At 38.9% G+C, this 22,355-nt stretch carries 24 protein-coding genes; 15 read left to right on the forward strand and 9 right to left on the reverse strand.

Annotated features, from left to right (window positions below; genetic code table 11):
• The first annotated feature begins 681 nt into the window (after positions 1-681).
• A complete protein-coding gene (locus AEQ18_RS12255; protein WP_054116620.1) occupies positions 682-1,089 on the forward strand; it encodes a hypothetical protein in 408 nt (135 codons plus the stop codon).
• A 120-nt stretch (positions 1,090-1,209) separates the two neighbouring features.
• Here the strand turns inward: AEQ18_RS12255 and AEQ18_RS12260 are convergent, their stop codons facing one another.
• From AEQ18_RS12260 to AEQ18_RS12270, 3 genes are all read right to left on the reverse strand, one after another.
• On the reverse strand, positions 1,210-1,443 hold the full coding sequence (locus tag AEQ18_RS12260) for a hypothetical protein (RefSeq protein WP_054116621.1): 234 nt from the start codon (positions 1,441-1,443) through the stop codon (positions 1,210-1,212).
• 149 nt (positions 1,444-1,592) lie between these two features.
• Positions 1,593-2,315, reverse strand: a complete 723-nt coding sequence (locus tag AEQ18_RS12265; RefSeq protein WP_054116622.1) for a LytR/AlgR family response regulator transcription factor — start codon at positions 2,313-2,315, stop codon at positions 1,593-1,595.
• Positions 2,316-2,318: 3 nt separating this feature from the next.
• Positions 2,319-3,350 carry a GHKL domain-containing protein gene (locus AEQ18_RS12270; protein WP_235505538.1) on the reverse strand — a complete coding sequence of 344 codons (1,032 nt, stop codon included), beginning with the start codon at positions 3,348-3,350 and terminating at the stop codon, positions 2,319-2,321.
• A gap of 60 nt (positions 3,351-3,410) precedes the next feature.
• Here AEQ18_RS12270 and AEQ18_RS15965 point away from each other — a divergent pair, with 60 nt between their 5' ends.
• The 9 genes from AEQ18_RS15965 (at position 3,411) to AEQ18_RS12315 (ending at position 12,028) form a co-directional block, all read left to right on the forward strand.
• A complete protein-coding gene (locus tag AEQ18_RS15965) occupies positions 3,411-3,575 on the forward strand; it encodes a hypothetical protein (protein ID WP_235505539.1) in 165 nt (54 codons plus the stop codon).
• A 526-nt stretch (positions 3,576-4,101) separates the two neighbouring features.
• Positions 4,102-4,404 (forward strand): lactococcin 972 family bacteriocin, encoded by a 303-nt coding sequence (locus AEQ18_RS12275; protein ID WP_054116624.1) that lies wholly within the window; start codon positions 4,102-4,104, stop codon positions 4,402-4,404.
• Positions 4,405-4,573: 169 nt separating this feature from the next.
• Complete coding sequence (locus AEQ18_RS12280; RefSeq protein WP_054116625.1) at positions 4,574-6,595, forward strand: bacteriocin-associated integral membrane family protein; 2,022 nt, start codon at positions 4,574-4,576, stop codon at positions 6,593-6,595.
• Between the two features lies 1 nt (position 6,596).
• Complete coding sequence (locus AEQ18_RS12285; RefSeq protein ID WP_054116626.1) at positions 6,597-7,241, forward strand: putative bacteriocin export ABC transporter; 645 nt, start codon at positions 6,597-6,599, stop codon at positions 7,239-7,241.
• A gap of 252 nt (positions 7,242-7,493) precedes the next feature.
• On the forward strand, positions 7,494-8,138 hold the full coding sequence (locus tag AEQ18_RS12290) for a hypothetical protein (RefSeq protein ID WP_054116627.1): 645 nt from the start codon (positions 7,494-7,496) through the stop codon (positions 8,136-8,138).
• Positions 8,139-9,296: 1,158 nt separating this feature from the next.
• Positions 9,297-10,106, forward strand: a complete 810-nt coding sequence (locus tag AEQ18_RS12300; protein ID WP_054116629.1) for a hypothetical protein — start codon at positions 9,297-9,299, stop codon at positions 10,104-10,106.
• 18 nt (positions 10,107-10,124) lie between these two features.
• Positions 10,125-10,847, forward strand: coding sequence for a hypothetical protein (locus AEQ18_RS12305; RefSeq protein ID WP_054116630.1), 723 nt, complete (start codon positions 10,125-10,127; stop codon positions 10,845-10,847).
• Between the two features lie 24 nt (positions 10,848-10,871).
• A complete protein-coding gene (locus AEQ18_RS12310; RefSeq protein WP_054116631.1) occupies positions 10,872-11,504 on the forward strand; it encodes an ABC transporter ATP-binding protein in 633 nt (210 codons plus the stop codon).
• Complete coding sequence (locus AEQ18_RS12315) at positions 11,492-12,028, forward strand: hypothetical protein (protein ID WP_054116632.1); 537 nt, start codon at positions 11,492-11,494, stop codon at positions 12,026-12,028. The genes AEQ18_RS12310 and AEQ18_RS12315 overlap by 13 nt, the downstream gene beginning before the upstream one ends.
• A gap of 86 nt (positions 12,029-12,114) precedes the next feature.
• Here AEQ18_RS12315 and AEQ18_RS12320 read toward each other — a convergent pair whose 3' ends face one another.
• The 4 genes from AEQ18_RS12320 to AEQ18_RS12335 all read right to left on the reverse strand — a co-directional run bounded on the left by AEQ18_RS12320 (position 12,115) and on the right by AEQ18_RS12335 (position 15,226).
• Entirely contained in the window at positions 12,115-12,474 is a 360-nt protein-coding gene (locus tag AEQ18_RS12320) for a hypothetical protein (RefSeq protein ID WP_054116633.1), read from the reverse strand.
• A 14-nt stretch (positions 12,475-12,488) separates the two neighbouring features.
• Positions 12,489-13,406, reverse strand: a complete 918-nt coding sequence (locus AEQ18_RS12325) for a phosphodiester glycosidase family protein (RefSeq protein ID WP_152911921.1) — start codon at positions 13,404-13,406, stop codon at positions 12,489-12,491.
• On the reverse strand, positions 13,403-14,449 hold the full coding sequence (locus tag AEQ18_RS12330; RefSeq protein ID WP_054116635.1) for a glycosyltransferase: 1,047 nt from the start codon (positions 14,447-14,449) through the stop codon (positions 13,403-13,405). Before AEQ18_RS12330 ends, AEQ18_RS12325 begins: the two co-directional genes overlap by 4 nt.
• A 135-nt stretch (positions 14,450-14,584) precedes the next feature.
• Entirely contained in the window at positions 14,585-15,226 is a 642-nt protein-coding gene (locus AEQ18_RS12335; RefSeq protein ID WP_054116636.1) for a copper homeostasis protein CutC, read from the reverse strand.
• An 89-nt stretch (positions 15,227-15,315) separates the two neighbouring features.
• Here AEQ18_RS12335 and AEQ18_RS12340 point away from each other — a divergent pair, with 89 nt between their 5' ends.
• The 5 genes from AEQ18_RS12340 to AEQ18_RS12360 all read left to right on the forward strand — a co-directional run bounded on the left by AEQ18_RS12340 (position 15,316) and on the right by AEQ18_RS12360 (position 20,551).
• Complete coding sequence (locus tag AEQ18_RS12340) at positions 15,316-16,158, forward strand: methyltransferase domain-containing protein (protein WP_054116637.1); 843 nt, start codon at positions 15,316-15,318, stop codon at positions 16,156-16,158.
• A 294-nt stretch (positions 16,159-16,452) separates the two neighbouring features.
• On the forward strand, positions 16,453-16,956 hold the full coding sequence (gene trmL / locus AEQ18_RS12345) for a tRNA (uridine(34)/cytosine(34)/5-carboxymethylaminomethyluridine(34)-2'-O)-methyltransferase TrmL (protein ID WP_054116638.1): 504 nt from the start codon (positions 16,453-16,455) through the stop codon (positions 16,954-16,956).
• 16 nt (positions 16,957-16,972) lie between these two features.
• The gene (locus AEQ18_RS12350; RefSeq protein WP_054116639.1) at positions 16,973-17,626 is read left to right on the forward strand and encodes a histidine phosphatase family protein; all 654 of its coding nucleotides are present in this window, start codon (positions 16,973-16,975) and stop codon (positions 17,624-17,626) included.
• A 19-nt stretch (positions 17,627-17,645) separates the two neighbouring features.
• Positions 17,646-20,219, forward strand: a complete 2,574-nt coding sequence (recD2, locus tag AEQ18_RS12355) for an SF1B family DNA helicase RecD2 (protein ID WP_054116640.1) — start codon at positions 17,646-17,648, stop codon at positions 20,217-20,219.
• Positions 20,220-20,323: 104 nt separating this feature from the next.
• Positions 20,324-20,551 carry a hypothetical protein gene (locus AEQ18_RS12360; protein ID WP_054116641.1) on the forward strand — a complete coding sequence of 76 codons (228 nt, stop codon included), beginning with the start codon at positions 20,324-20,326 and terminating at the stop codon, positions 20,549-20,551.
• A gap of 74 nt (positions 20,552-20,625) precedes the next feature.
• On the opposite strand, the gene AEQ18_RS12365 is transcribed toward AEQ18_RS12360, so the two are convergent.
• Together AEQ18_RS12365 and AEQ18_RS12370 are read right to left on the reverse strand one after the other, a co-directional pair.
• The gene (locus tag AEQ18_RS12365; RefSeq protein ID WP_054116642.1) at positions 20,626-21,255 is read right to left on the reverse strand and encodes a response regulator transcription factor; all 630 of its coding nucleotides are present in this window, start codon (positions 21,253-21,255) and stop codon (positions 20,626-20,628) included.
• Positions 21,255-22,331, reverse strand: coding sequence for a sensor histidine kinase (locus AEQ18_RS12370; protein WP_054116643.1), 1,077 nt, complete (start codon positions 22,329-22,331; stop codon positions 21,255-21,257). Before AEQ18_RS12370 ends, AEQ18_RS12365 begins: the two co-directional genes overlap by 1 nt.
• Positions 22,332-22,355 lie beyond the last annotated feature (24 nt).

Raw genomic sequence — 22,355 nt, forward strand, 5'->3', positions numbered from 1 at the left:
TTAATCGAGAAGAAGGCGCACCTTGTGATGAGGTGCGCCTTTTTGGAGAGAATGGATTTTTGTTTAACTAAGCGTGAAGGTTTTGCTGTAGATAGTAGTGAAGTCATTACCTAGTAAAAGGGAATTAGTATCCTGCTTTCAAAAAAGTCTCGAAATAAGGATCCAATTTGTCATCCATTTCAGTTTAAAAATTAATGGCAAATCGGAAAACCGAGAGGTTCTTTTTTCGAATTGAAACTGTATTCGTTTACTATAAGTTCTTTAGTATAAAAAGTGCAGGGAATATCGACTTCGGATATTGCAGTTATAAGACGAAACCTTTGGATAAGAATAAACAATACTGGATTTTGACAAATATACTTATGATGATAGTTATTGATTGTAGCTACGTAGGTATCGTTTAAAAGTTATCGCCTTCGAATGGGGAGAACAGTTAAATCTTTGCATTGACCTTTATGCTAATTGCAGAAGCATTTAGGCGTTCCTAAGTGAAATTTCGAATTGAATTAGAACAGATAGGAAGTGAAAAAATCATTTTAGGACTTAATCGACAATTTATTCAAAATAGAAAGTAAACTATAAGTGTTAAGTCGACTTAACTATTCATTATTTCAGTATTAATATTTGTATTCCTATAATTAAAAATAATTTAAATAATATATTACCAAGGAGGGCATATATATGACTAGTTTTAAATCTAACCATTCGCCTGTTCCCAAAAAAGCAATCTTTTTTCATATTGCTTTCATTGTTTCCCTAATTTTACCTTGGAGCTTTAATTCAAACCTTGATACATTCAGTATTGAAGTGTTAAATGGGATTAGTCTTATTTCTTCTTCACTGATGTATATGGGGCTGTTCTGCTTATATGAGTTCATTATAGTTGGCAGTTTTATTACTAATAATAATCAGATTATAATACTCGCTTTCACTATTCATGTTCTTTTTATCAGTTTCCAGTTTTTTTTATTGATTTCTCAAACAATCAATTTTATTCAAATATTTAACCTATTTGGATTGCTGATAGCTATAGCTGGGAATATCGGTATTTTTATTTATTTATTATCAAGTATGTTAAACAAGAAATAGGTTTTTAGACATAAAAAACGACTTGCAACTTCAATGAGTTGAGAGTCGTTTTGTCGATTATAAGATAATTCGCAGTATATGAAGTAAAAAGATTTTCTTTAAACCAAATATGGAGAAATGCTAACTCTTATAATAACCTACATAATATGAACCTTTATTTTCAGCACGAATGAGTGGTTTTCCTCGGTATGTTGCTGGGGGATATGAAGAAAATTTATAAGAAGTTAGCAGAATACCTCTTTCAGAAATTTGATTATCCAGAATGAATCCTTCACTCGAGGCTTGTGCATAAGCAATTCCCGCATCACTAAACAGCATCAACACGACCAGAAGCGTTAAATACATTTTTTTCATTTTGCCACACCTTTCTGTATAAACTAAATAATTGCTAATGCAAGCATATCATTAGTTTTGGGGAAAAAGTGTGAGTAGTCCTAAATAGTTGCTTAGGTGGATATTCGATTTAACGGGAGCGTGGATTGACAAATAAGAAGTCCTAACTGCTAAAATAAATTTTTTATCAAGCGAACTGAACCGAAAGCTGTTAATCCATTTGTCATCATTATTTCTCGGGTAGACTTATCTAAACGCAGTACATGTTTTTTATTTACGAGAAAAGCGTGATGCACACGGATAAAATGATTCGAAAGCTTTTCTATATCTGTTAAGTTCCCATATATCTCAAGTTGTCCTTCTTCATGATGAAGGATCAAACGATGCTTTGCAGTTGATGTTTCTAAATAAATGACTTGATCAATAGGCAGAAATCGGGATTGATTGCCAACTTTAAAGGGAAGAATCTCGGTATCCTTCGACTGGCTAGTTGTATAGAAGCTTTGTGTTTCAATCAAGGCCGAACGAACGCGATCACGTATGAGACTCCTATCATCTTTACTAATATAATCTAGCGCTTCAAGCTTATATTTGAAGGTTAAAGGCATTTTTTCATCGTGGGTAGTTAAGAAAACAAGTTTACAATTGCGGTCTTTTTGTCTGATTTTCGAACCAAGGGCAATACCGTCGATCGATGTTCGCAAATCAATGTCTAAGAAAAAAATACCATAGTAGGCATCTTTTTCTTTGATATATGTCCATAATTCATGGGGATCTTTTGTCGCTAATGTCACTTCCATATCAAGTTCTTCAATCATGATGTATGACTGAACAAAATGGGTCAACATGTCTAATTGCTTTGGATCATCTTCACAGATATATACAGATAACATCTATTATTCCTCCTGATGGATGGTAATCATTTGTGTGTAATAGCGATCGGTGATTTGTGTTTCAAGAAACAGACTATGTTCTTGTTTGACGATTGCTGCTGCATTTTGCAAACCTAATCCTCTGTCAGGCCCCTTAGTTGACAGGTTATTTTTCTTCAGCAAATCTTCTTTAGGAAGAGAAGCTGAATACGTGTTTCTTATAATGATCACCTCATCTCCTTCTTGCTTGAACACAGCAATTGAGAGATCGGGGGTCGTGCTTTCTTGCGCAGCTTCAATCGCATTATCCAAAAGAATACCTAGCAGACGAACGAGCTGAATTGTGTCGAATATTGATTCCATTAGTACCTCATAAGGAACTTCAAGTGTGATAGTTATCTTTGCAACCTGAGCATAGTTCAATTTATGCAAAAGAATGCTGCGAATTTCTGACAGTCCAATGTTTTGAATATCGTCTAAACGAAAGAAAGAGGTGGTAACCAGATTTTGTGTTGCTTTGAGATGGCTATGATAGTAATCCCTCAAACCAGTTAGATCTCCTTCATTGATGTATTCTTGGATCGAAAGCAAGATATTATTGTAATCATGCCTAAATGCGCGTAAATCTTGATAGCTGGTTTCTAATGCATGACTATATATTTGAATCTCTTCATAAGCGGTTTGCGTTTGTTGCTGCGCTTGTTGCAGCTTTTTTTTACTGTATAAGGAATAAATGATCAGCATCATGACAATCAGAACAAATAGCAAAATTGCTGCTAAAGCACTGAATAATGATTGTATTTGAAAATTTTGCGGATAGAAATATAAATAAGTATATAGTTGATAACTTTGCGTCAGAAACCAAACAATAGCGAGAATGTAGACGGTTTTTTTCAACAGAAAATATTTTTGAAGAGCAACCGTTAGGTAAGGTCGTAATATATATCCTAAACAGCCATGAAGCAGTAATCCTGTGATTAAATACAATAAATAATACAGATTGTTTTCTGAGAGGACCATCATAAATATCAACGTTGAGAACAATTTTGTTAGCAACCAATTTAAATAATAAGCAACCAATACTTTTGCAAGCGGATTTAAAAAGGATTGGTTTGAATGCGAAGAATACGTGATGATCAGCAATCCAATGATGAAAATAAAAAGTCCCAGCCAGTTGATATGCATTTCAATAAAACAACAGATAAGCAGAAGAAAAAAGATACAGGTAAGCAACGATTTATCTTTTATGATGTTTGGTTCCAGCATCATAAAAACACTTAATATAAAAAATAATTCCGAAAAAATGATTAAGTTAAAGATCATGAGAATCTCCTGTTGTTTTTTGATTATATTTTATCATATTTATATGGATTTAAGACAAAAACATTCAGGTATTCCTAGATGTTTTTTTTTTACGTCTGTTCTTCATTTAGGATAGTTAATCAATGAATTAGGATATCTTTGGTTTTCGAGGCTACATTTCCAATATGATTAGGGTATCAAATCGATTTGAAAAAAAGAATATCTGATATGTCACTTAGTATACAAGTTTTTTCTTTCTCAAAAAAACTTGTTTCTCGTTGTCAAATGATTGTCCAAAGACTAAAAGAGACGCTTCATTGAAGAAATGTATTTCATAGAATATCATTTTAGAAATAGATTTAGTCAGTCGTATAAGCTATCTTTGCGCGCCTAAATGTAGTTGATTTATTTATTCTGAACCAGATTCAAGTATGGAAAATAATAATTGTAAGATGTTGTTATTTTGTTCGGTACGTTTCTAGCATAATTCGAGGAGGAAATACACATGAAAATCAAGAAAAAAATTATCACAGCTTTATTTGTTGCTACGACCATATTTTCTCTTGCTGCCCCAGCATTTGCTGCAGTTTCTGTTCAAGGTGGAACATGGTCATATGGTGGTCAGCATAATCCTACTAACTGGGGAGCATTCTCAAATTACTATCACAAAGACAAATGGCATTGGTCAAGTGTTGTTAGGCATAGGGATTTAAAGTCTAATAAGGGCACAGCTTCTAAAGGTGGTACTTCTAAAGCTTTTGTTAACACAAATTTGGGAGAAAAAGCTTCTTTTGATTTTGGATTTTAATCGTTTAAAAGGAGAGAATGACGGTTATTCTCTCATTTAGAATGGATATATAAAATTATTCTAGCTATATAAATAAAATATACATAATGTGATTTATTTTTTTGATAAGGTTTAAAAAAATTTAATCAAAAGCTGACGTATAGACGAGAAGACAAAGGAGAATGCGTAAGTGAAAATCAAGCGTTTTTTTATTTATTTTTCCACACTTATCATTATGGCTTTTATGGTATGGACATTAATAAATTCCCCTGATCAGTTATCTTTCGCTACTTATCCTTTTATTTATGTAAAGAATGCGGATTCAAATGCATTAGATAAACAAGCAGTTAACGATTCCTTGGATGAATTCTCTAGAGAAAATAATTTGGTTATTGTCAAACGCATTGTGCAACCAACTAAGGAAGGGCAGCGATTTGTCTATCAAAAATTCGGCGCAGGCGATCTTCCTAGAGGGTTTCCTGAAGCACCGAATAATATTCAAGGGATCAGTAGTGTATTTGGACAATATTTAGTAATTCAAGGTGAATTAGAAGAACAGCGATTAGCGAATCAATTTTATAATTTTGGCTATCAAGTAGAAATTTTTGAAAAAGAATCTGTGATTAGTATTGTAGTTGCATTTTTGGCAGGATCTTCTTTATCAGTATTACTGATCTTAGTTTTTACTTTTACAGCATTAACATTGGTTTTACGCATAAAGGATTTACGCTTTGCAGGTATTCGCTTGATATCTGGAGAAACGATTTGGTCGATTATTTTTCGTAGCCTTCGATCAGACTTTGTTGATATGATTGGCGCTTTACTATCCTGTATATTATTAGGATGGGGAATATTAGTCATGCAAGGAATTTCACAGGATCGGATTTTGCTACTTCTTTTTGCGGGACAATCCTTATATATAGTGCTTCTGGTATTCATTTCAATCATTTTGAGCGGGATTTATTTCTTTAATCTAAAAAGCATGAATCTGATTAGCATCATTAAAGGAAAATTACCACTTCATCGACTCGTAGGCATCATTTTATTCTGTCAATTTTTAGCGATGATCGTCATTGGTTGGGGGACTAGTCGGATTCCATTGCTGATTAATACATATCAAGAGCAACAAAGCGCAACAAAAAAATGGGATCCTCATGAAGACTTAGTAAATATTTCTTTTAATGTTGGTAAAGAAATCAATAGTATGGAAGCATTTGATGAAGAAGCAAAGCTATGGTACCCTTTCGTGCGAGATGAAATAGAACATCAAAATGCGCTTTTAGTGAATCATAATTTATTAAATTATATATTCAGTGATGTTGATCCTCAAGGAAATCGATTAACTGATTACGTACCTTTAGGCAATACTCTTTTTGTCACACCTAATTATTTGAATGAACAAAATATTTCAGTAGACGATATACTGTACACACAGTTGGAAGATTTAGAGCAAGGTCAATTTGTTTTATTAATGCCCGAGAAATTGAAAGAGCATAGTGATGAGTACCGAAAAATGTATGAAAGCCATATGGAAATGTACGGGTTGGATAGTGGCGAGGAAAATGCTGAAATACTATTCGATTTTTCTGCTGTGGTTGGATACGTACCAAATAATCAATTAAGGTTCATTTATAACCATACGTCCATCTCATCAAAGCAATTTCTTTTAGATCCTATTATAGTGATTGTGACCCCAGCATCTTTAGGAAACACGTTTTCGTCTAGATTGTTTTGGATGGACATGATCAGCGATTACTTTTATCTTTCAGGCTTTGACAAAACTGTAAGTAAGCTGAAAGAAATGGACTTATATTCCTCAGTCTCAACTGTTTCGAATAGTCGTCAAATGTATTATGAACAGTACAGCAAACTACGTATGGAATTATTGACACTTATAGCTAGTACTGTTATTGGTGTTGCTACCTCTGTTCTCTTGTTTAATTCTATGAATCTTCTTTATTTTGAAGAATTTAGACGGGATATTTTTATTAAACGATTATCTGGATTACGATTTTTGGCGCTTCATCAAAACTATCTAATCACGCAGTTGACCGTGATCTTTCTTGGATTTTGCCTGATTGTTTTTATCACCAAAAGTCTATGGACCAGTATAGCAGCATGCCTTTTTTTTGTAATCAATGGGCTACTGATTCTTTATCGTCAGATGAAATCTGAAAATAAACTGGCAATATCAGTTTTGAAAGGAAAATAAGATGATCAAGATTGAAAACTTAAACAAAAAGTTCGAGAACCGTTACTTATTTTCGAAAACGAATGTAACCTTTGAAAACGGAAAAGTATATGCTTTGATTGGTCCCAGTGGAAGCGGAAAGACCACATTATTAAATATTTTGGCACAGCTTGAACCATACGATGATGGGAAAATCGTTTATCATGATCAGCCGCTAGAGAAAATAAAAAGTCATATCTATTTTCGTAATGAATTGGGGTATCTCTTCCAAAATTTTGGGTTGCTAGAGAGCCAATCTATTAAAGAAAATTTAGATTTAGGGTTGATTGCAAAGAAATTAAAGAAATCAGAGAAGATTGCGTTAGAAAAAGAAGTATTGGAAATGGTGCATTTAGATTATCTTGAATTAGGCCAAAAAATATATACATTATCTGGTGGAGAAGCGCAACGTGTCGCACTTGCGAAAACAATTCTTAAAAATCCTTCATTGATTTTAGCAGATGAACCAACTGCGGCACTTGATCCAGTTACTTCAGAAGAAATCATGTCGATCTTGCTTTCATTGAGAAATGAAAGTCGTGTGATTATTATCGCTACCCATAATCAAAGTATTTGGGAGAGAGCAGATAAAGTCATTCCAATAAATACGATTGCGAATATTGATTAGGTAATTATTTCGCTACCACTGACTTGGAAGTGGACAAAAAAATGGCAAGTTGATCGTCTTGCAATAAAAAAGTTGAAGAAGAGGGAATAAATGAAAATAAAATCGTTGAGTCGATTATTCAGTCAGATGTACCCGAAATTGTTGGGAAATCTGAGAAGATAATTAAGTATGATACTTTAGCGATGTTGTCAAACAATGTTTATGACGCGCTTTCTTTTTGAGCTTCTAAATAGTAGGTGAAAGGATAAATTTATGAAAAGAATATATTTTTTTGTAGGAGTATTATCTACAATAATTATATGTTTAGCTTTAGTGATTAATCCTCGAGATATTTCTGCATCAGAAAAAGTAAGACTAAATTTAGAAAAACTTGATCAATCTATTCAAGACCAAATAGAGAACCATACACTTTTATCACTGAGTTCTAATCCCTATGATTATATTGCGGAAAATGAATATTATGATGCAATTATAGAATTAGGTGTAGCTGCGCTCTGTGAACTAGAAAATAGTCTAGTCAGCTCAGATGAAAATGGTCTTGTTCAGTATATAATTTCTATTGCCATTGAGGATATCAGTCACACAAATGTCAATGAAATTTTAGGAAATGAAGATTTTGGGTGGGAAGATGCGCATGAATTTACAACTGAGTGGTTAGAGATAAAAGATACTGTTACAGAAAATGTTGAAACGATTATTCAATCTGAACTCCTTAATGATGAAGAAAAAATAGAAAAGATCAATCATTATGGTCTTTTAGCAGTTCTGGCAATTGAATCATATGTCAATACAGCGGAAGGTAGACAGAGTAGCTTCCTCAAAGCAGGTCTTAAGCATGTTGTCGAATCATATAACCTAGATGAAAAGGAAATAGAACTTGTTTATGAACTTTTCTAAAACCAAATAGTAGGGACTGTCACATAAGTCCTGAATATAATAAGCCAGAAATGACAGAAAAATCATTCATTTCTGGCTTTTTTTTGGTGAAATAAAAGAAGCCCATGCAGTGAAATAGATTTCCCAAGGAACTTCCCTTACATTATATAAGGTTGATGAACTGTTGAAACAAAAGGAAAGGCGCTTGGATGAATTTGAAAAGAGGTTGACGTTACCATGGCAGAGGTTGTTTCTTTGATAATTCTACCATATGTGTTTTCAGCTAAAATGATTTGAAAATGACTGATTGAATAATTAGCAACTAACGACATATTTTTTAGAATATTTATATTTTAATGTAATTAGATGTGTATGTAACTAAAAATCAATTTTTGTCAGGGTGTATTAGAAATTAAATGATATTTATCTAATAGACATCATCAGCAGTTGAGAGAGATGAGGTTATCCTAACTGTATAAATTTCAGTTTTAGTAACAGTTAGGACGTAAAAAGGCACTATTAGATAGAAATCATCTGTTTTGTCACAAGATAGAATATACTGTGAGCATTAGGTTGATTGAATCACTTGGTAAAGGATTTGATCTCACATGAAAGTTCAGTGAGCAAAAAATCACTGTTGCAGTAAATTGGTAAAGAATAATGTATTTAATGGAGGAAGCAGCATATGATAAATTGTCGAATACTAATAGCGTGTCTCGCAACCTCATTTTCCTCAACTGGGGTAATTTTGGTCGTTAGTTTATTGAACTTATTGTTTAGTCATAGACAGGTTGGGTATTACTCATCGTATTTTGGTTTCCTAATCTTTGAGATTAGTGACAAGAATCTGCAATGGGATTTGTATATGTCGTTTGGACTGAATTTTGAACGGCTGTATGTCTTCTTTTTGACAATGCTGATCATCGCCATGTTTTACTATATGCTTACAATGATTTATTTGACATTAAACAAGTCAAAGGGCAATCAAATGTAACAGAGAGTGATCAATGTGCCAAACAGGCATGTTTTCTATTTTTAAAGGGAATTATTTTGGTTGGAGAATTCTACTGGCTTTTGAACAATATGGCATACTGGCTATGGACGTATAACAGGGGCACGAATATCTAACACGCATTGTTCAATTGAAAGTCTATATTCGTATATTTTAGGAGGCGTTTCATGTCAATTCGAAAATTTCGCTATAAAAACAAATACTTAGCAGCAAGTATGATCTTACTTACTGTATCGATGTTGATTTCTTGGATTTTTGCCAGCAACTTTTTTGAGATTCTGACAATGGATTACACTGCTCCGGATCTTGACCAGTCAGTTCCGAAAAGCATTATCCAAAAAAGCTTACTAGGATCTATCTTAACATGGGAAAACTTTGTCGATTCTTCTATGTATCACATAATTGATTTTTTACCGGTTTTGGTGGTATTGCCCATGTTAGGATTTTTTGACGAGTTTCAGTTGTATCATGCTTACGGAAGATCGCGAATACAACATTTTTTCAAATATCAAGTACAAACAATTTCCATTTATTCCGTTATCTCAGCCTGCGCACTTTGTTTGGCTTTGACGTGTCTTTATAGTATAGCAGGATTATTCGTGGTTCGATCGATTGATGATATTGGCGACTATGCTTCCATATTACCTGCCAACTTTTACCAGTCTTCTCCATTTCTCTTCTTTTTATTTATGATCTGGACTATATATTTCGTTTCATTTTTTGTTCTCAACTTTTTAGCAGGAACATTCGTCATTTTTTGTCACCGTAAATGGCAAGTCTTAATATTAACGATGTTCATTTGTTTTGGTTCAGGAATTCTATCCAATATCGCAAGCTTTCCAGCACTGAATTATTACGGTACATATTTAGCATTTAATACGGAATTAACAACGCTTCAAGCGTTTACACCAATTTTCATTTTTATGATGCTGGCGTGTGTCATCTTATTTATTTTAAGACGTCGGGAAGTAAAATAGCGTTATTCGGAGGTCGATATGAAGGGATATCAAAAATTCTGTTTCCTGTTTTTAACAGCAGTGTTGCTTGCTAGCGTCAGTTATGTCTATGTCAGCAATAACTTGTTTCAGTACAGTATGGCAACAAATAGTCAGCTATATAAAGAATATTTTGTGCATAAACTGTTTATCTTTCCCGATTATACTCGGTTAGATTATATGGAAGGAAAGAATGTTTTTGATTTAATGCCATTTTATTTCTTTCTGCTTTCAGCTATTGTCGTTGGGGCACTTTCTTTTTTGAGCAGAGGAAAGGTATACTTTCAATATTATGCCGCTCGTTTAAAAACAAGTCGAAGATTGTTTAGCAGAATGATGCAGAAAGGAACATATGACCTAGTTGTTTTCTCTTTCAGTTATCACATGGCTATTATCTGTTTGATTGTTTTCAATACATTTAATTATCAGGAAGATAGCCAAACCTTTTTATTGCAAATGGTCCTATTATTGATCATCCATACACTTTTCCTGTTGGCACTGTATCGGTTCCTGTTTTTTGTTTATTTGATGTTGGATGATGTGGGGTTTGTCCTCATGCTAGTGGGTGTATTGGCTATCATTTTTATGATCAATCTGACATTTCCCAGTCTATCTATTATTTTCATTTGGCATGATTTGCATTGGGTGATAAGTATCATTTTTAGTGGCATCATCTTACTCTTAACACAGTTCATGACAATATTTATGCCTTTTCATTTGTAAACTCAACGAAAGAAGTGATCAACAATGAGAATCAAGCTGAAAAATGTAACGATTAAAATAAAAAGTCAAAGTATATTAGATGATGTGAATATGCTGATTGGCGCAAAAGAGTGTATTGGGTTGATTGGACACAATGGGTCTGGGAAATCTGTACTTCTGAAAGCAATTTGCGGGTTTATGCCGTTTTCCGGAAGAATCAATGTCATGGGAAAAGATGTCATAGCTGGAAAACAATTTATTATTGATAGTGGCATTATGATCGAACAACCAGACATGATTGGGTATCTAACAGCACTTGAAAATTTACAGCTATTGGCTGACTTGATAAAGGAAGTTTCCACGAAACAGTTGGAAGAAGTCCTTGTCCAGGTTGGTTTAGTAGATTGCAAAGGGAAAAAAGTCAAATATTTTTCTTTGGGGATGAAACAAAGACTGAGGATCGCGCAAGCGTTAATGGAAGATCCCGCGATTTTGATTTTGGACGAACCTTTCAACGGGTTGGATAAAAGAGGTGTTGCTGAAATATCAGAATTGTTGCAAGAGTTAAAAATACAAGGGAAGACAATTCTTTTAACAAGCCACGATGAGCGGCAAATTGATGCGCTTTGTGATCGTGTCTATGAAATTGAAGGAGGACACCTATATTGCGTAAGTTGAAATGTGCTTATATAGCCATAGGTTGCTTACTGCTGACAGGTTGTGGCAGTCTGGCCCCTGATGTACAAGAAGAATCGGTCAGTGAAAGTCAACGGCAAGCAGCGATTGAGGAAGAAAATCAGGCAATGGAACATAGGGTGGTTTTTGATATTCAAGCGGCTGATTTAGATCGGAAATTAGCAGATTCGAGCGTTTTTGTTCTTGTTCCCGACGGTGTAGAAGCAGATGATGGCTTTATTACAGTGGATTATGCGGCTGGAGAAGAGAGTAGAAATCTATACTTTTCTGCCATTATGATTCAAATCAACGAAAGCTATAGAAATTTTGGTGAAAAGAAACAGCTGATCGATGAAGTAATGACGGCCCTTTTCAAGGCACTTGGCGTCGAGTTTGATTACTCAGATTTTGAAAAAAAACTTGAAAGTCGGGAAGTCAACATTGATTACGGTGAACAAATTCATGTTGAAATTACACAAAATACGGATGATATTAGGAATGTTCAGTTGATCATAAAACCCAATTAACTTTCATATGAGGGAACTGAAATAGTCTGCTAAATACAAAGAACCTGCCAATCAATCGGCAGGTTCTTCTCATCTACGCTAAATTTTCAGCTCTTAGATTTTTCCTTCCAGCTCAATGTGATCAGACTGGCACAGATAAACCCGCCGCCAAAAAGCAAATACAACCACAAATAAGGTGAATCACTTCCAGCAATCTCCAATACGCCGTTCAATAGACACCATGTGATGAAGCAGGCCAAACCCGAATGATAGAGATTCGATGAAAGCCGCAGCTGTTTGTTGCTGAATAGTCGACCAATCAGCCACCAGATCAGGCCTGCACCAGCCATGATCAGCCAAGCGTAGCGCAGCGAGGCGGAGCTGACGCCGTGACTAAAGTGATGATACACCAATTGGAAGAGAAATAGACTAAGACTGATGCTACCGTAGGAAATCAATTTTTTCATGTCGGTCACTTCCTTTACTTGAAATAGAGGATATCGCTGACTGCTCGTTCCTCGCTGTTGTCACTACCACCGACGGTCTGATTGACAACTTTGCCATTGAAGTAAAGGGTCGATGAGCCGCCACCGTCTAGATTATAGGCAGTTGTAGCACCTAGTTCTTCAAATTGCTCTGCCAATTGATACAAGGTCAATCCTTCGCTGTCAGATGTCCTTCCTTCAGAAACGATGATCACATAGTGGTTCTCGCCAATTTGTCCGATGGCCGTTCGGGGGTTGCTGGTCATGGATTGCGAGACTTCGGCAGAAGTAGATACTGCGATTTGACCATCCTCGATCAATGCCGGACCGAAAGAAAGGATTTGCTGTGCATTGGTCAAGGACTCAGCCGACGTGGTGCTTTCATCAACGATCGAAAAATTGCCATCTTGATCAATGACCAACGCTTGAGTATCCCCATTTGCCGTATCGCGATATAACGTACCATTGCGCAAAACAAAACCTGTACTGCGAAATCCGTAATAATCGCCATTGATCGCCAAAACAGCCTCGTTTTCGGCTGCCATCGCAGAAGTTGTTTCTTTGATATTTCTGCCATAAGTATTTTCCGCTAAAGCAGTTTGCAGATGACTGCTGTCGACTGTTTGGATATCGGCGATATAGACGGTGGTTTCATCGACACGTTTTTCTGTCAACGTGATCGTCAGGCCGTCACTCGTATAACTTGTGTCGGTGGCTACGACCGATTCGCTGCTGGCCGTCGTCTCTTCAGTGCTATTGTCAGTCGAGGCGGCGGTGCTGTCTGTCACCGTTGCTACTGCTACTTGGCGATCAGGCAAAACAAACGCTTTTAAAAGGATCCAACAGCTGCTTGCTGTCAGCAGGAGTGAAAACAGCCAGGCCCAGCGGTAAGGTTTTTTTAGCCAATTCATTATGAGGCCCCCTTTACAAAAATATAACGCTGTTGTACTTGGAAACTCAAGAAGAACAAGAGGCCGTCCACGATCAGTTTAGACAAAAAGATTGAGGGCAAAATCTGCGCTAAGCAATTGACCCCGATCCAACTAAAGAAGATGATGGCCAAAAATAGACAGGCGTAACGAAAAGCAGTAGCTGACTGACGCGGTTGCCGGAATACATAGCGACGGTTCAATAAGTAGTTGATTACCCCTGAAGTCAAACGGGCCAAAACCGTCGCAATCAATAATGGCAGAGAGGTACGACCCAAAAGCAAGGTCAATAGCAGGAACAAACTGCTGTCTAAGAGTGCTGAAATAAGTGAAGCACCGATAAAACGCAGCAACGGTCCATAGATCAACAAGGAATCATGGATTGGACGGAAATGGGAATGCTGATTGTTGTCCTCATAAATCGTCTGGATAGGGATCGATATCAGCGTAAGTTGCTGCTGTTTTGCAGCTAACAGGACATTCATTTCATAGTCAAAACGTGCGCCATTGATTTCGGTCAAAATGGGCATCAAGGTAGTGGGGAATGCCCGCAAACCTGTTTGGGTGTCTTGCAAACGCAAACCTGTAGCCAACCAAAAAAAGCCTGATGTCAATCGATTGCCCCAGTAGCTTTTGGCAGGGGTCGTTTTTTTCTCAAATGAGCGGACGCCGAGTATCAGGGCGCGGCTTGGCTGATTGGGCAAAGCATGGATCAGACGTTGGATATCTTGCGGGTGATGCTGCCCATCCCCGTCGGCGGTCACAATTCCTTCTACTTCAGGAAAGTGTTGCTGGATCATGTGTAACCCATACTTCAGCGCGTAGCCCTTGCCGTGGTTTTGGGGATACGAATAAAAATGAATGCGGGGAGAAAGTTGACGAATGGTGTGAAAAGTTTCTTGATAGTGCGCACCACTGCCATCATCGACGATCAATATATCGCAGGTAGTTGCTTGAAGCAACGTGTCAAAAAATGTAATGGTTTTTTTTGACGGCTCGTAGATAGGAATCATTAATAGGACATTCATGTGAAATCACCTCTTGCACATAGGATAGCTGAGGCGGCTTAATGGGAACTTAAAAAGAGTAAAGAAGGATTGAAAGTGCTTGTTCAATGAAAAACGACAAAAAAACTGCTTTCTCGAAAGAAAGCAGTAAGAACATCAATCACTTAAATCAACGATTTTGGTCCCGTGAACTTCTTGTATACCTAGCGTATCACTGACATGTTGCGCATTCTCAAATGAAATCCCGCCCCCTGGTAAAATCGTCAGACGTTCTGCTGCATAGTCGATTAATTCTTGCAGACGCGAAAGATTATCTTCAATAGGGGTGCCAGCTGCGCCGCCATGGGTCAAAATGCGTTCGACCCCGTGATCCGCCAGCCAATCGACCGCAGCAAACTGTCGTTCAGCAGGAATTGCATCAAAGGCCATGTGGAAAGTCACTTGTAGGCCTTCTGCTGTGTCTAGCAATAGTTCTAAGGCTTCTTCATCCAACCAGCCACTGGGAGTCAAACAACCTAGAACAACGCCATCGGTACCGATTTTTTTGGCTTCGATCAAATCGGTATGCATGATTTTCAATTCTGTATCGTTGTAAACAAAATCACCACCCCGCGGACGAATGATCGTCATCACAGGGACATTCTTTTCTCCGGCATAGCTTAAGGCTTCTTCAATGACACCTGTACTAGGGGTGGTGCCGCCGACAGCCAAATTGTCGCATAGTTCGATCCGATTCGCACCTCGGGCGATCGCTAATGGGATATTGGTATAATTTTCTGCACAAAACTCTTTTAACATAAAGACCCTCCATGGATAAAGCTGTTATTCTATACTAGTAGTTTACCATAAGTTTATGGTAAAGTAGAACAGAGATGGAGGAGTGTTTGATGTTAAAAAAAATCGATCGTGGTCGTTTGTTTTTACAAGTCCACCAAGCGCTGTTTGCCTGTCCCATTTGTCAGCAGAGATTTTTTGCCGCCGATAGCGGGTTGGTTTGTGCCAATCGCCATCGCTTTGATTTGTCAAAGAAAGGGACCTTGTTTTTCTTAGACCATGCGGTCAAAACAGAGTATGACCAGTCGATGTTCCTGCCTAGACAACGAATGATCCAAAGCGGGATGTATCAGCCTGTGTTGGCGCTGATCAAAAAGCATTTGAGCCTTGGGGACAGTGTCTTGGACGTTGGCTGTGGCGAAGGGAGCTTCTTGAACCAGTTGATCAGCGCACCGACCCAGACCGCGGTTGGTTTCGATATAGCCAAAGAAGGCATCAATCTAGCCACCAATCAAGCTGTACCGGCGTTTTGGTGTGTGGCGGATCTGACCAATCTACCTTTTGCAGCTGCCAGTTTTGATACGGTATTGAATATTTTTTCCCCTTCGAATTATGAGGAATTTAATCGTATTCTTAAAAAAGGCGGCCAATTAATCAAAGTTGTTCCGGCTGAAAATTACTTGAAAGAATTGCGAATCGCCTTTTTTCCTGATGATTTGGCGAAGCAAACGTATTCCAATCAACGGGTGGTAGATAAATTTCTAGCGCATTATCCAACCGCCACACGGCAGCGGGTAACCCACGTCTTTGCGATCCCAGAAGCCTTGCAGCAAGATTTGTTGGCGATGTCCCCTTTGGAATGGGCTGCAACCGAAGCTGCGAAAGAAGCGTTGCGGAAAAAACCGCTGACAAAAATCACAGTGGATGTTGACCTATTAATTGCGAAAATTTACTGAAAATATTTTGAACTTTTTTGTTATATACCCTTGCATTCATGCCATGGGAGTGATATATTGTTCTCAAGTCATTTTTCATTGGTTTTTATCAGGTTCCTGTTCTGATAAAAGTTAGTGAAAAGAGCTTCACTAACGTAACGACTCGCAGTGATCGACACCGAGTTGGTACGTTTTTTTTATGCCCAAAATGTCCTTTATGTGAGAAGAATCGCTAAAAACAATTTGACCAAAATATGATACTATAGATACAATAACAATCAATTGGTGAATACCGAGTGAAAAGGAGAATATTTCATGAATCACATCGTTCTTTTTGAACCACAAATTCCAGCGAACACGGGAAATATCGCCCGCACTTGCGCAGCGACAAATACACAGTTGCATTTGATCGAGCCTTTAGGCTTTTCTACGGATGATAAACACTTAAAACGGGCAGGATTGGACTACTGGCAAGATGTTGCCATCACCTACCACAAAGATTTGCCTGCCTTTATGGCATTCTTAGGAGAACGCCCATTGTACTTGATTTCTAAATTTGCCAATCGCGTCTATTCTGAAGTCGACTATACGGCAGATGATGACCAATTTTTCATTTTTGGCAAAGAAACCACTGGTTTGCCAGAAACCTTTATGCGGGAACATGCCCAACAGTGTTTGCGTATCCCAATGAACGATACCCACGTTCGGTCATTGAACTTGTCAAACACAGCTGCGTTGATCATTTATGAAGTGCTGCGTCAACAAGGATTTCCGGAATTAGAATTGACGCACCATTATGAAAACGACAAAATCGACTAAAAGCGAGGACGGATGGATGCAACTTTATTTTACACGACATGGCAAAACGGAATGGAACCAAGCAAGACGCTTTCAAGGGATGATGGGGGATTCGCCGCTATTGCCGCAAAGCTATCAAGAAATCGATTTGTTGGGGGCGCATATAGCTGCTGTTCCTTTTGAAAAAATATATGCCAGCACTTCGTTGCGGGCAATGAAAACAGCTCAGGGCATCCAAGCGCGATTGTCACAGCCTGTGGAGATCATCTATACAGATGATTTAAGGGAATTGGGCTTAGGCGACTTAGAAGGGCAATCCATCGATGAGATGCACGCCAAATATCCAGAAGCATTGGATCGCTTACGCAACCACTTGGATCAATATGACCCGAGTGTCTTTCATGGCGAACCAATCGAAGCGGCTTTGGCCCGGATTGAAAAAGTAGTCGTCAACGCTGTAAAAAAACATCAAGGGCCTTTATTATTTGTGGGTCATGGTGCCTCACTGACTGCTGCGATCCAGTGGCTGGCTGGAAAAAACCTTGCTCAGTTAAGAGAACAGGGCGGATTGGTCAATAACAGTTTGAGTATTTTAGACACAGGTCAAGATGCAAACCTGCCATACCAGCTGACACAATGGAATGATGCCAGCTTCTTAGCCGATCAAGCTGGATTAGACGCCTTATTATAATATAGGAAGGAGCGGCACCATGATTCCAGAAAGATTGTTTTTTGTCGGCCATGTTGCCGCCATCTTTTTTCAAAACCCAAGCAATTTTTATAAAGTCATGTTGGTCAAAGTCACGGAAAACAATGCGGATTACAAGGATAGCGAAATCGTTGTGACCGGTAGTTTTGGCGAGATCCAAGAAGAAGAGAAATACCGATTTTTTGGTGAGTTGGTCAACCATCCTAAGTATGGCGTGCAGTTGAAGGCAGAGAGTTATCAACAGGAACAGCCGACTTCAGCACAGGGCTTGATCAACTATCTATCCAGCGAGAAATTCCCAGGGATCGGCAAGAAAACAGCTGAAAAAATCGTGGACCTTCTAGGAGAAGATGCCATTGATCGGATGCTGGAAGACCCCACATTGCTGGGGCAGATCCATGGCTTGAACGACAGTAAGCAAAAGATGATCATTGATACGATCCGTCAAAATCACGGTATGGATCAGGTGATCGTTGGGTTGAACCGTTATGGCTTCGGCAGTCAATTGTCCTTTGCCATCTACCAAGCCTATCGCAATGAAGCGCTGTCTATCATTGAAGAAAACCCCTATCGTTTGGTTGAAGATATTGAAGGTATCGGCTTCAAGCGGGCGGATGGGATTGCGGAACAACTTGGCATCGAGGCGATCGCGCCTCAGCGTTTTAGAGCGGCGATCTTGCATCAGATCTTTGCCCACGCCTTGCAAAGCGGCGATACATATAGTGATGCCCAAGATTTATTGGAACAAACGCTGCGTTTGCTGGAAACGAGCCGACCAGTGGAAATTCCACCGGAAGCATTGGCGAATGTGATCATTGAATTGGTAGAAGAAGGCAAGATCCAGCAGGAAGAAACCAAGCTGTATGAAAATAGTTTGTATTTTGCAGAATGGGGTATCGCCAGTTCGATCGATCGTCTGCTAGCACGGAAAAAAGAAATCAAATATCCTGAAAAGACCATCAGTAAAACGATTCGCAAGATTGAAAAGCAGTTGGGCATCACCTACGGCGCCTCCCAAGAAGCAGCGATCAAAGAAGCCATCCGTTCCCCGTTGTTTATTTTGACAGGGGGGCCAGGAACAGGTAAAACGACGGTTATCAATGGGATCGTTCAACTATTTGCTGCTTTGAACGATCTTGATTTGACCCCATCCAAATACAGCGAAGACACCTTTCCGATTTTACTGGCAGCACCCACTGGTCGCGCAGCCAAGCGAATGAATGAAACCACAGGTCTGCCTAGCGGCACGATCCATCGCTTACTTGGATTGAATGGCCGGGAGAAGGCCCCTAGTGTCAGCGCCAAAGAGTTGGAAGGCGGTTTGTTGATCGTAGATGAAATGTCGATGGTCGATACCTGGTTGGCCAATACGCTATTCAAATCGATCCCCACCAATATGCAAGTGATATTCGTTGGCGATAAAGATCAGCTGCCTTCGGTCGGACCTGGTCAGGTCTTACATGATCTGCTCGCAATCGAGGCGATTCCGCAACAAGAATTGACAGAAATCTATCGCCAAGGGGATGGATCAAGTATTATTCCATTGGCCCATGCGATCAAAAATGGTCAATTACCAGCTGATTTCACCAAGAATCAAAAAGACCGATCATTTTTTGCCTGCGATGCTTATAAAATCGAACCTTTGATTGCGCAAATCGTCAAAAGAGCCAAAGACAAAGGATTCACACCACAAGATATCCAAGTCTTAGCGCCGATGTATCGAGGAGCGGCGGGGATCGATGCCTTGAATAAGATGATGCAGGAGATTTTTAACCCAAATGATGGGTCGAAAAAAGAAGTCGCCTTCAATGATACAGTCTATCGAATCGGCGACAAAGTCTTGCAATTGGTCAACGCGCCAGAAGACAATGTTTTCAATGGCGATATGGGCCAGATCGTCGGCATTACCTTAGCCAAGCAGTCTGAGGACAAAATCGATGAATTGACGATTCGTTTTGATGCCAATGAAGTGACGTATAAGCGCAATGAATGGAACAAGATCACGTTATCCTATTGTTGTTCGATCCATAAATCTCAAGGTAGTGAATTTCAAATGGTGATCATGCCAATGGTTCATCAATATCAACGCATGCTGCAGCGGAATCTGCTTTATACAGCAGTGACCCGCAGTAAAGATATGTTGATTTTGCTTGGTGAACCGCAGGCGTATCAGACTTGTGTGGTCAATGAGTCAGCGATCCGCTTGACCACATTGAAAGAACGAATCAATGGCACTGATCAAATGACCACCCTGCAGCGGCAAAAACTAGCCCAGTATGAAGAAAGCGATGATCCTTTCAATGATCCGCAAACAACCAAAGAGCCATTACAGACCGTTGAAAAACCAGTCGTGAAAGAATCCAGTGATTCGGATGTGGTGACCAGACAGTCAATTGATTTGTTCTCAGACGACTTGAAAAAAGAACAGTCGGCGTTTGCTGAACCAGCATCGCTTACCCCTGATGATATAGTGGAAGAAACATTAGCTTCAGGGCCACTGACAATTGCGATGATCACCAACCAAACAGTGGATCCGATGATTGGTATGGGAAAAACAACGCCTTATGATTTTTAAGAAAAAGTTGTGGGGAAAATAAAGAATAGACAAGAGAAGTGAGCGCTTTCTTTTGGTTTTTGGCGAAGATATGCTAAGCTAAAATCAAAAGGAGGCGTTGTTTTATGGCCAAAGAAACGGAAGACAAATTAGCAAAATTAGCAAAAGAGTCAAGCAATGATTTCAAAAAGCTAGATGAAATGGAAAAAGAGTACAAACTTGACGAAAGTCCAGATGCAGCGGGTACATCTGAAGGCGAATCTAAGTTGGAAAAGACGTTAGACAAAGCACCAATCATTCCACCGAACACGCCAAACAATCCAATCAATCCTGGAAATCCAGGCAATCCGTAAGCTTTTAGAAGAAATGATCAACAGGGATAAAGAGAAAGAGCATTGACTTGCGGGTCAATGCTCTTTGTGTTGTCCTAGGTTTTTCGGAGATGTTGGTAGTAATAAATCGCCAATTGTGTACGGTCACGTAAGGCCAATTTTTCTAATAGTTGACTGATATAGTTTCGGACTGTGCCATCACTTAGGAAAAGTGTTTCAGCTATTTCTTTGTTGTTTTTGCCAGTGGCGACTTCTTTGATGATCTGCAGTTCACGTTCGGTCAAAGATTGTGAGAAGGTCATTTCGGGTGCAGGTGCCATCATTTGCGTAAACGTATCTACGATTTCGGTACCAAAGACGACTTGTCCATTATGCGCTGCTTTGACTGAAGGGATGATCGCATCGAGATTTTGCTTGATCAAATAGCCTTTGACCCCAATGGCGATGGCTTCTCGAATATAGTCTTGGTCATTAAATGTTGTCAGCAGCAAAATGACTGCTGCCGGAAACTGCGCCAATATTTCTTTTGCAGCCTTCAAGCCTGTTTGTTGGCCCATGCGAATATCTGTCAATAGCACATCGGGTCTATGTGTTTGATACAGTAATTTTGCTTCTTCTGCAGAGTGGCCAACATGCAGGACTGTGATTTCTTCTGTACTTTCTAAAATCGTTTTTAAGGAAGCTGTGACGAAAGGATCGTCATCGATAATAATTACTTTGATCATCAGGTTGTCTCCTTTGGTATGGTGATCGTCAATTGAAAATGGCTATCGGTCTGCATGATATGGACCTGTCCATTGAGTGACCGAACCCGTTGCTGGATCGTCTGCAAGCCAATGCCTGGCTTTGATGGATCAGATGTATGGACGCCGTCATTGCGAATCTGCAACCGATAAAATGCGGGCAATGTTTTGAAATAAAAAGTCAACACTGTTGCTTGACTATGCTTGATCGTATTCGTTAAAGCCTCTTTCATCACCATCAGCAGACAATTTATTTGTCTGTCTGATAAGTCTTCAAATACCTTGCCTTGAATATCAACTGTGAAAAGTGCATCGATCGTCAGTAGGTGTTGGACCGCGTCGGCAAAAGAAAGCGAATCTGCATGCAAGTCATGGACACTCAGCCGGATATGATCCATGCCTGTATCTACTGTTCTTTTCAGTTGTTCCAATGGTTCTTGTAAAGCGGGTTCTTGATTGATCGCTTGAAGGGCGCCGATTTGCAAGAGTGCCCGTGACAACAAATGACCGACATTGTCATGGATATCCCTGGCGATTCGATTACGTTCCTCAGCAATCTGCAAGGCCAATTGAGTTTCATGAGATTCGAGCAGTTGCTTATTTTGTGCGGCTAATTGCTGCTGCTTTTCCCAATGGCTGTCTTTTGAGGCGAGGTAGTCCTGAGATACGGCTGTCATTGCTTGGTCTTTCTGACGCAAGTAAAAGCTAAAAAGCATAAGCACCATAAGGGCGATCTGAATGGCCCCTCGTTGTTGAAAGAAGAGCATACCTGTCAAGCACAATAAGGTTGCTCCTTCGATGGCTAGCGAACGCAAGGGCAATGTCCTCAAGAAGCAAGGGAGATAAAAAGTGAGTCCTGGCCACAAGTAACAACTAAGGATGATCGCCATAATCATGATCCAACTGGCTGATTTTGGTAACAAAAAACTGATCCCCATCAAAAAAATCGCTGCTAAAAGATAGCTGATTTGCTGAGCAGCGAATCCTTGTCCAATCATCAAGGACAAAGAAATCAATAGAAATAGGCTGGATTCAGTCAGTGTACGGCTTTTGTCCATGAAAGCCTCCTTTTTATGACATTT

It is taken from the genome of Enterococcus sp. RIT-PI-f (assembly GCF_001297065.1).
Classification (GTDB): domain Bacteria; phylum Bacillota; class Bacilli; order Lactobacillales; family Enterococcaceae; genus Enterococcus_D.

Coding starts and splice junctions, on each gene's coding strand:
- AEQ18_RS12265 (WP_054116622.1), bottom strand. CDS start 2,315: ATGTTATCTGTATATATCTGTGAAGATGATCCAAAGCAATTAGACATG.
- trmL (WP_054116638.1), top strand. CDS start 16,453: ATGAATCACATCGTTCTTTTTGAACCACAAATTCCAGCGAACACGGGA.
- AEQ18_RS12260 (WP_054116621.1), bottom strand. CDS start 1,443: ATGAAAAAAATGTATTTAACGCTTCTGGTCGTGTTGATGCTGTTTAGT.
- AEQ18_RS12335 (WP_054116636.1), bottom strand. CDS start 15,226: ATGTTAAAAGAGTTTTGTGCAGAAAATTATACCAATATCCCATTAGCG.
- AEQ18_RS12370 (WP_054116643.1), bottom strand. CDS start 22,331: ATGGACAAAAGCCGTACACTGACTGAATCCAGCCTATTTCTATTGATT.
- AEQ18_RS12275 (WP_054116624.1), top strand. CDS start 4,102: ATGAAAATCAAGAAAAAAATTATCACAGCTTTATTTGTTGCTACGACC.
- AEQ18_RS12330 (WP_054116635.1), bottom strand. CDS start 14,449: ATGAATGTCCTATTAATGATTCCTATCTACGAGCCGTCAAAAAAAACC.
- AEQ18_RS12350 (WP_054116639.1), top strand. CDS start 16,973: ATGCAACTTTATTTTACACGACATGGCAAAACGGAATGGAACCAAGCA.
- AEQ18_RS12285 (WP_054116626.1), top strand. CDS start 6,597: ATGATCAAGATTGAAAACTTAAACAAAAAGTTCGAGAACCGTTACTTA.
- AEQ18_RS12340 (WP_054116637.1), top strand. CDS start 15,316: ATGTTAAAAAAAATCGATCGTGGTCGTTTGTTTTTACAAGTCCACCAA.
- AEQ18_RS12305 (WP_054116630.1), top strand. CDS start 10,125: ATGAAGGGATATCAAAAATTCTGTTTCCTGTTTTTAACAGCAGTGTTG.
- AEQ18_RS15965 (WP_235505539.1), top strand. CDS start 3,411: ATGCGAAGAATACGTGATGATCAGCAATCCAATGATGAAAATAAAAAG.
- AEQ18_RS12310 (WP_054116631.1), top strand. CDS start 10,872: ATGAGAATCAAGCTGAAAAATGTAACGATTAAAATAAAAAGTCAAAGT.
- recD2 (WP_054116640.1), top strand. CDS start 17,646: ATGATTCCAGAAAGATTGTTTTTTGTCGGCCATGTTGCCGCCATCTTT.
- AEQ18_RS12360 (WP_054116641.1), top strand. CDS start 20,324: ATGGCCAAAGAAACGGAAGACAAATTAGCAAAATTAGCAAAAGAGTCA.
- AEQ18_RS12320 (WP_054116633.1), bottom strand. CDS start 12,474: ATGAAAAAATTGATTTCCTACGGTAGCATCAGTCTTAGTCTATTTCTC.
- AEQ18_RS12255 (WP_054116620.1), top strand. CDS start 682: ATGACTAGTTTTAAATCTAACCATTCGCCTGTTCCCAAAAAAGCAATC.
- AEQ18_RS12365 (WP_054116642.1), bottom strand. CDS start 21,255: ATGATCAAAGTAATTATTATCGATGACGATCCTTTCGTCACAGCTTCC.
- AEQ18_RS12300 (WP_054116629.1), top strand. CDS start 9,297: ATGTCAATTCGAAAATTTCGCTATAAAAACAAATACTTAGCAGCAAGT.
- AEQ18_RS12290 (WP_054116627.1), top strand. CDS start 7,494: ATGAAAAGAATATATTTTTTTGTAGGAGTATTATCTACAATAATTATA.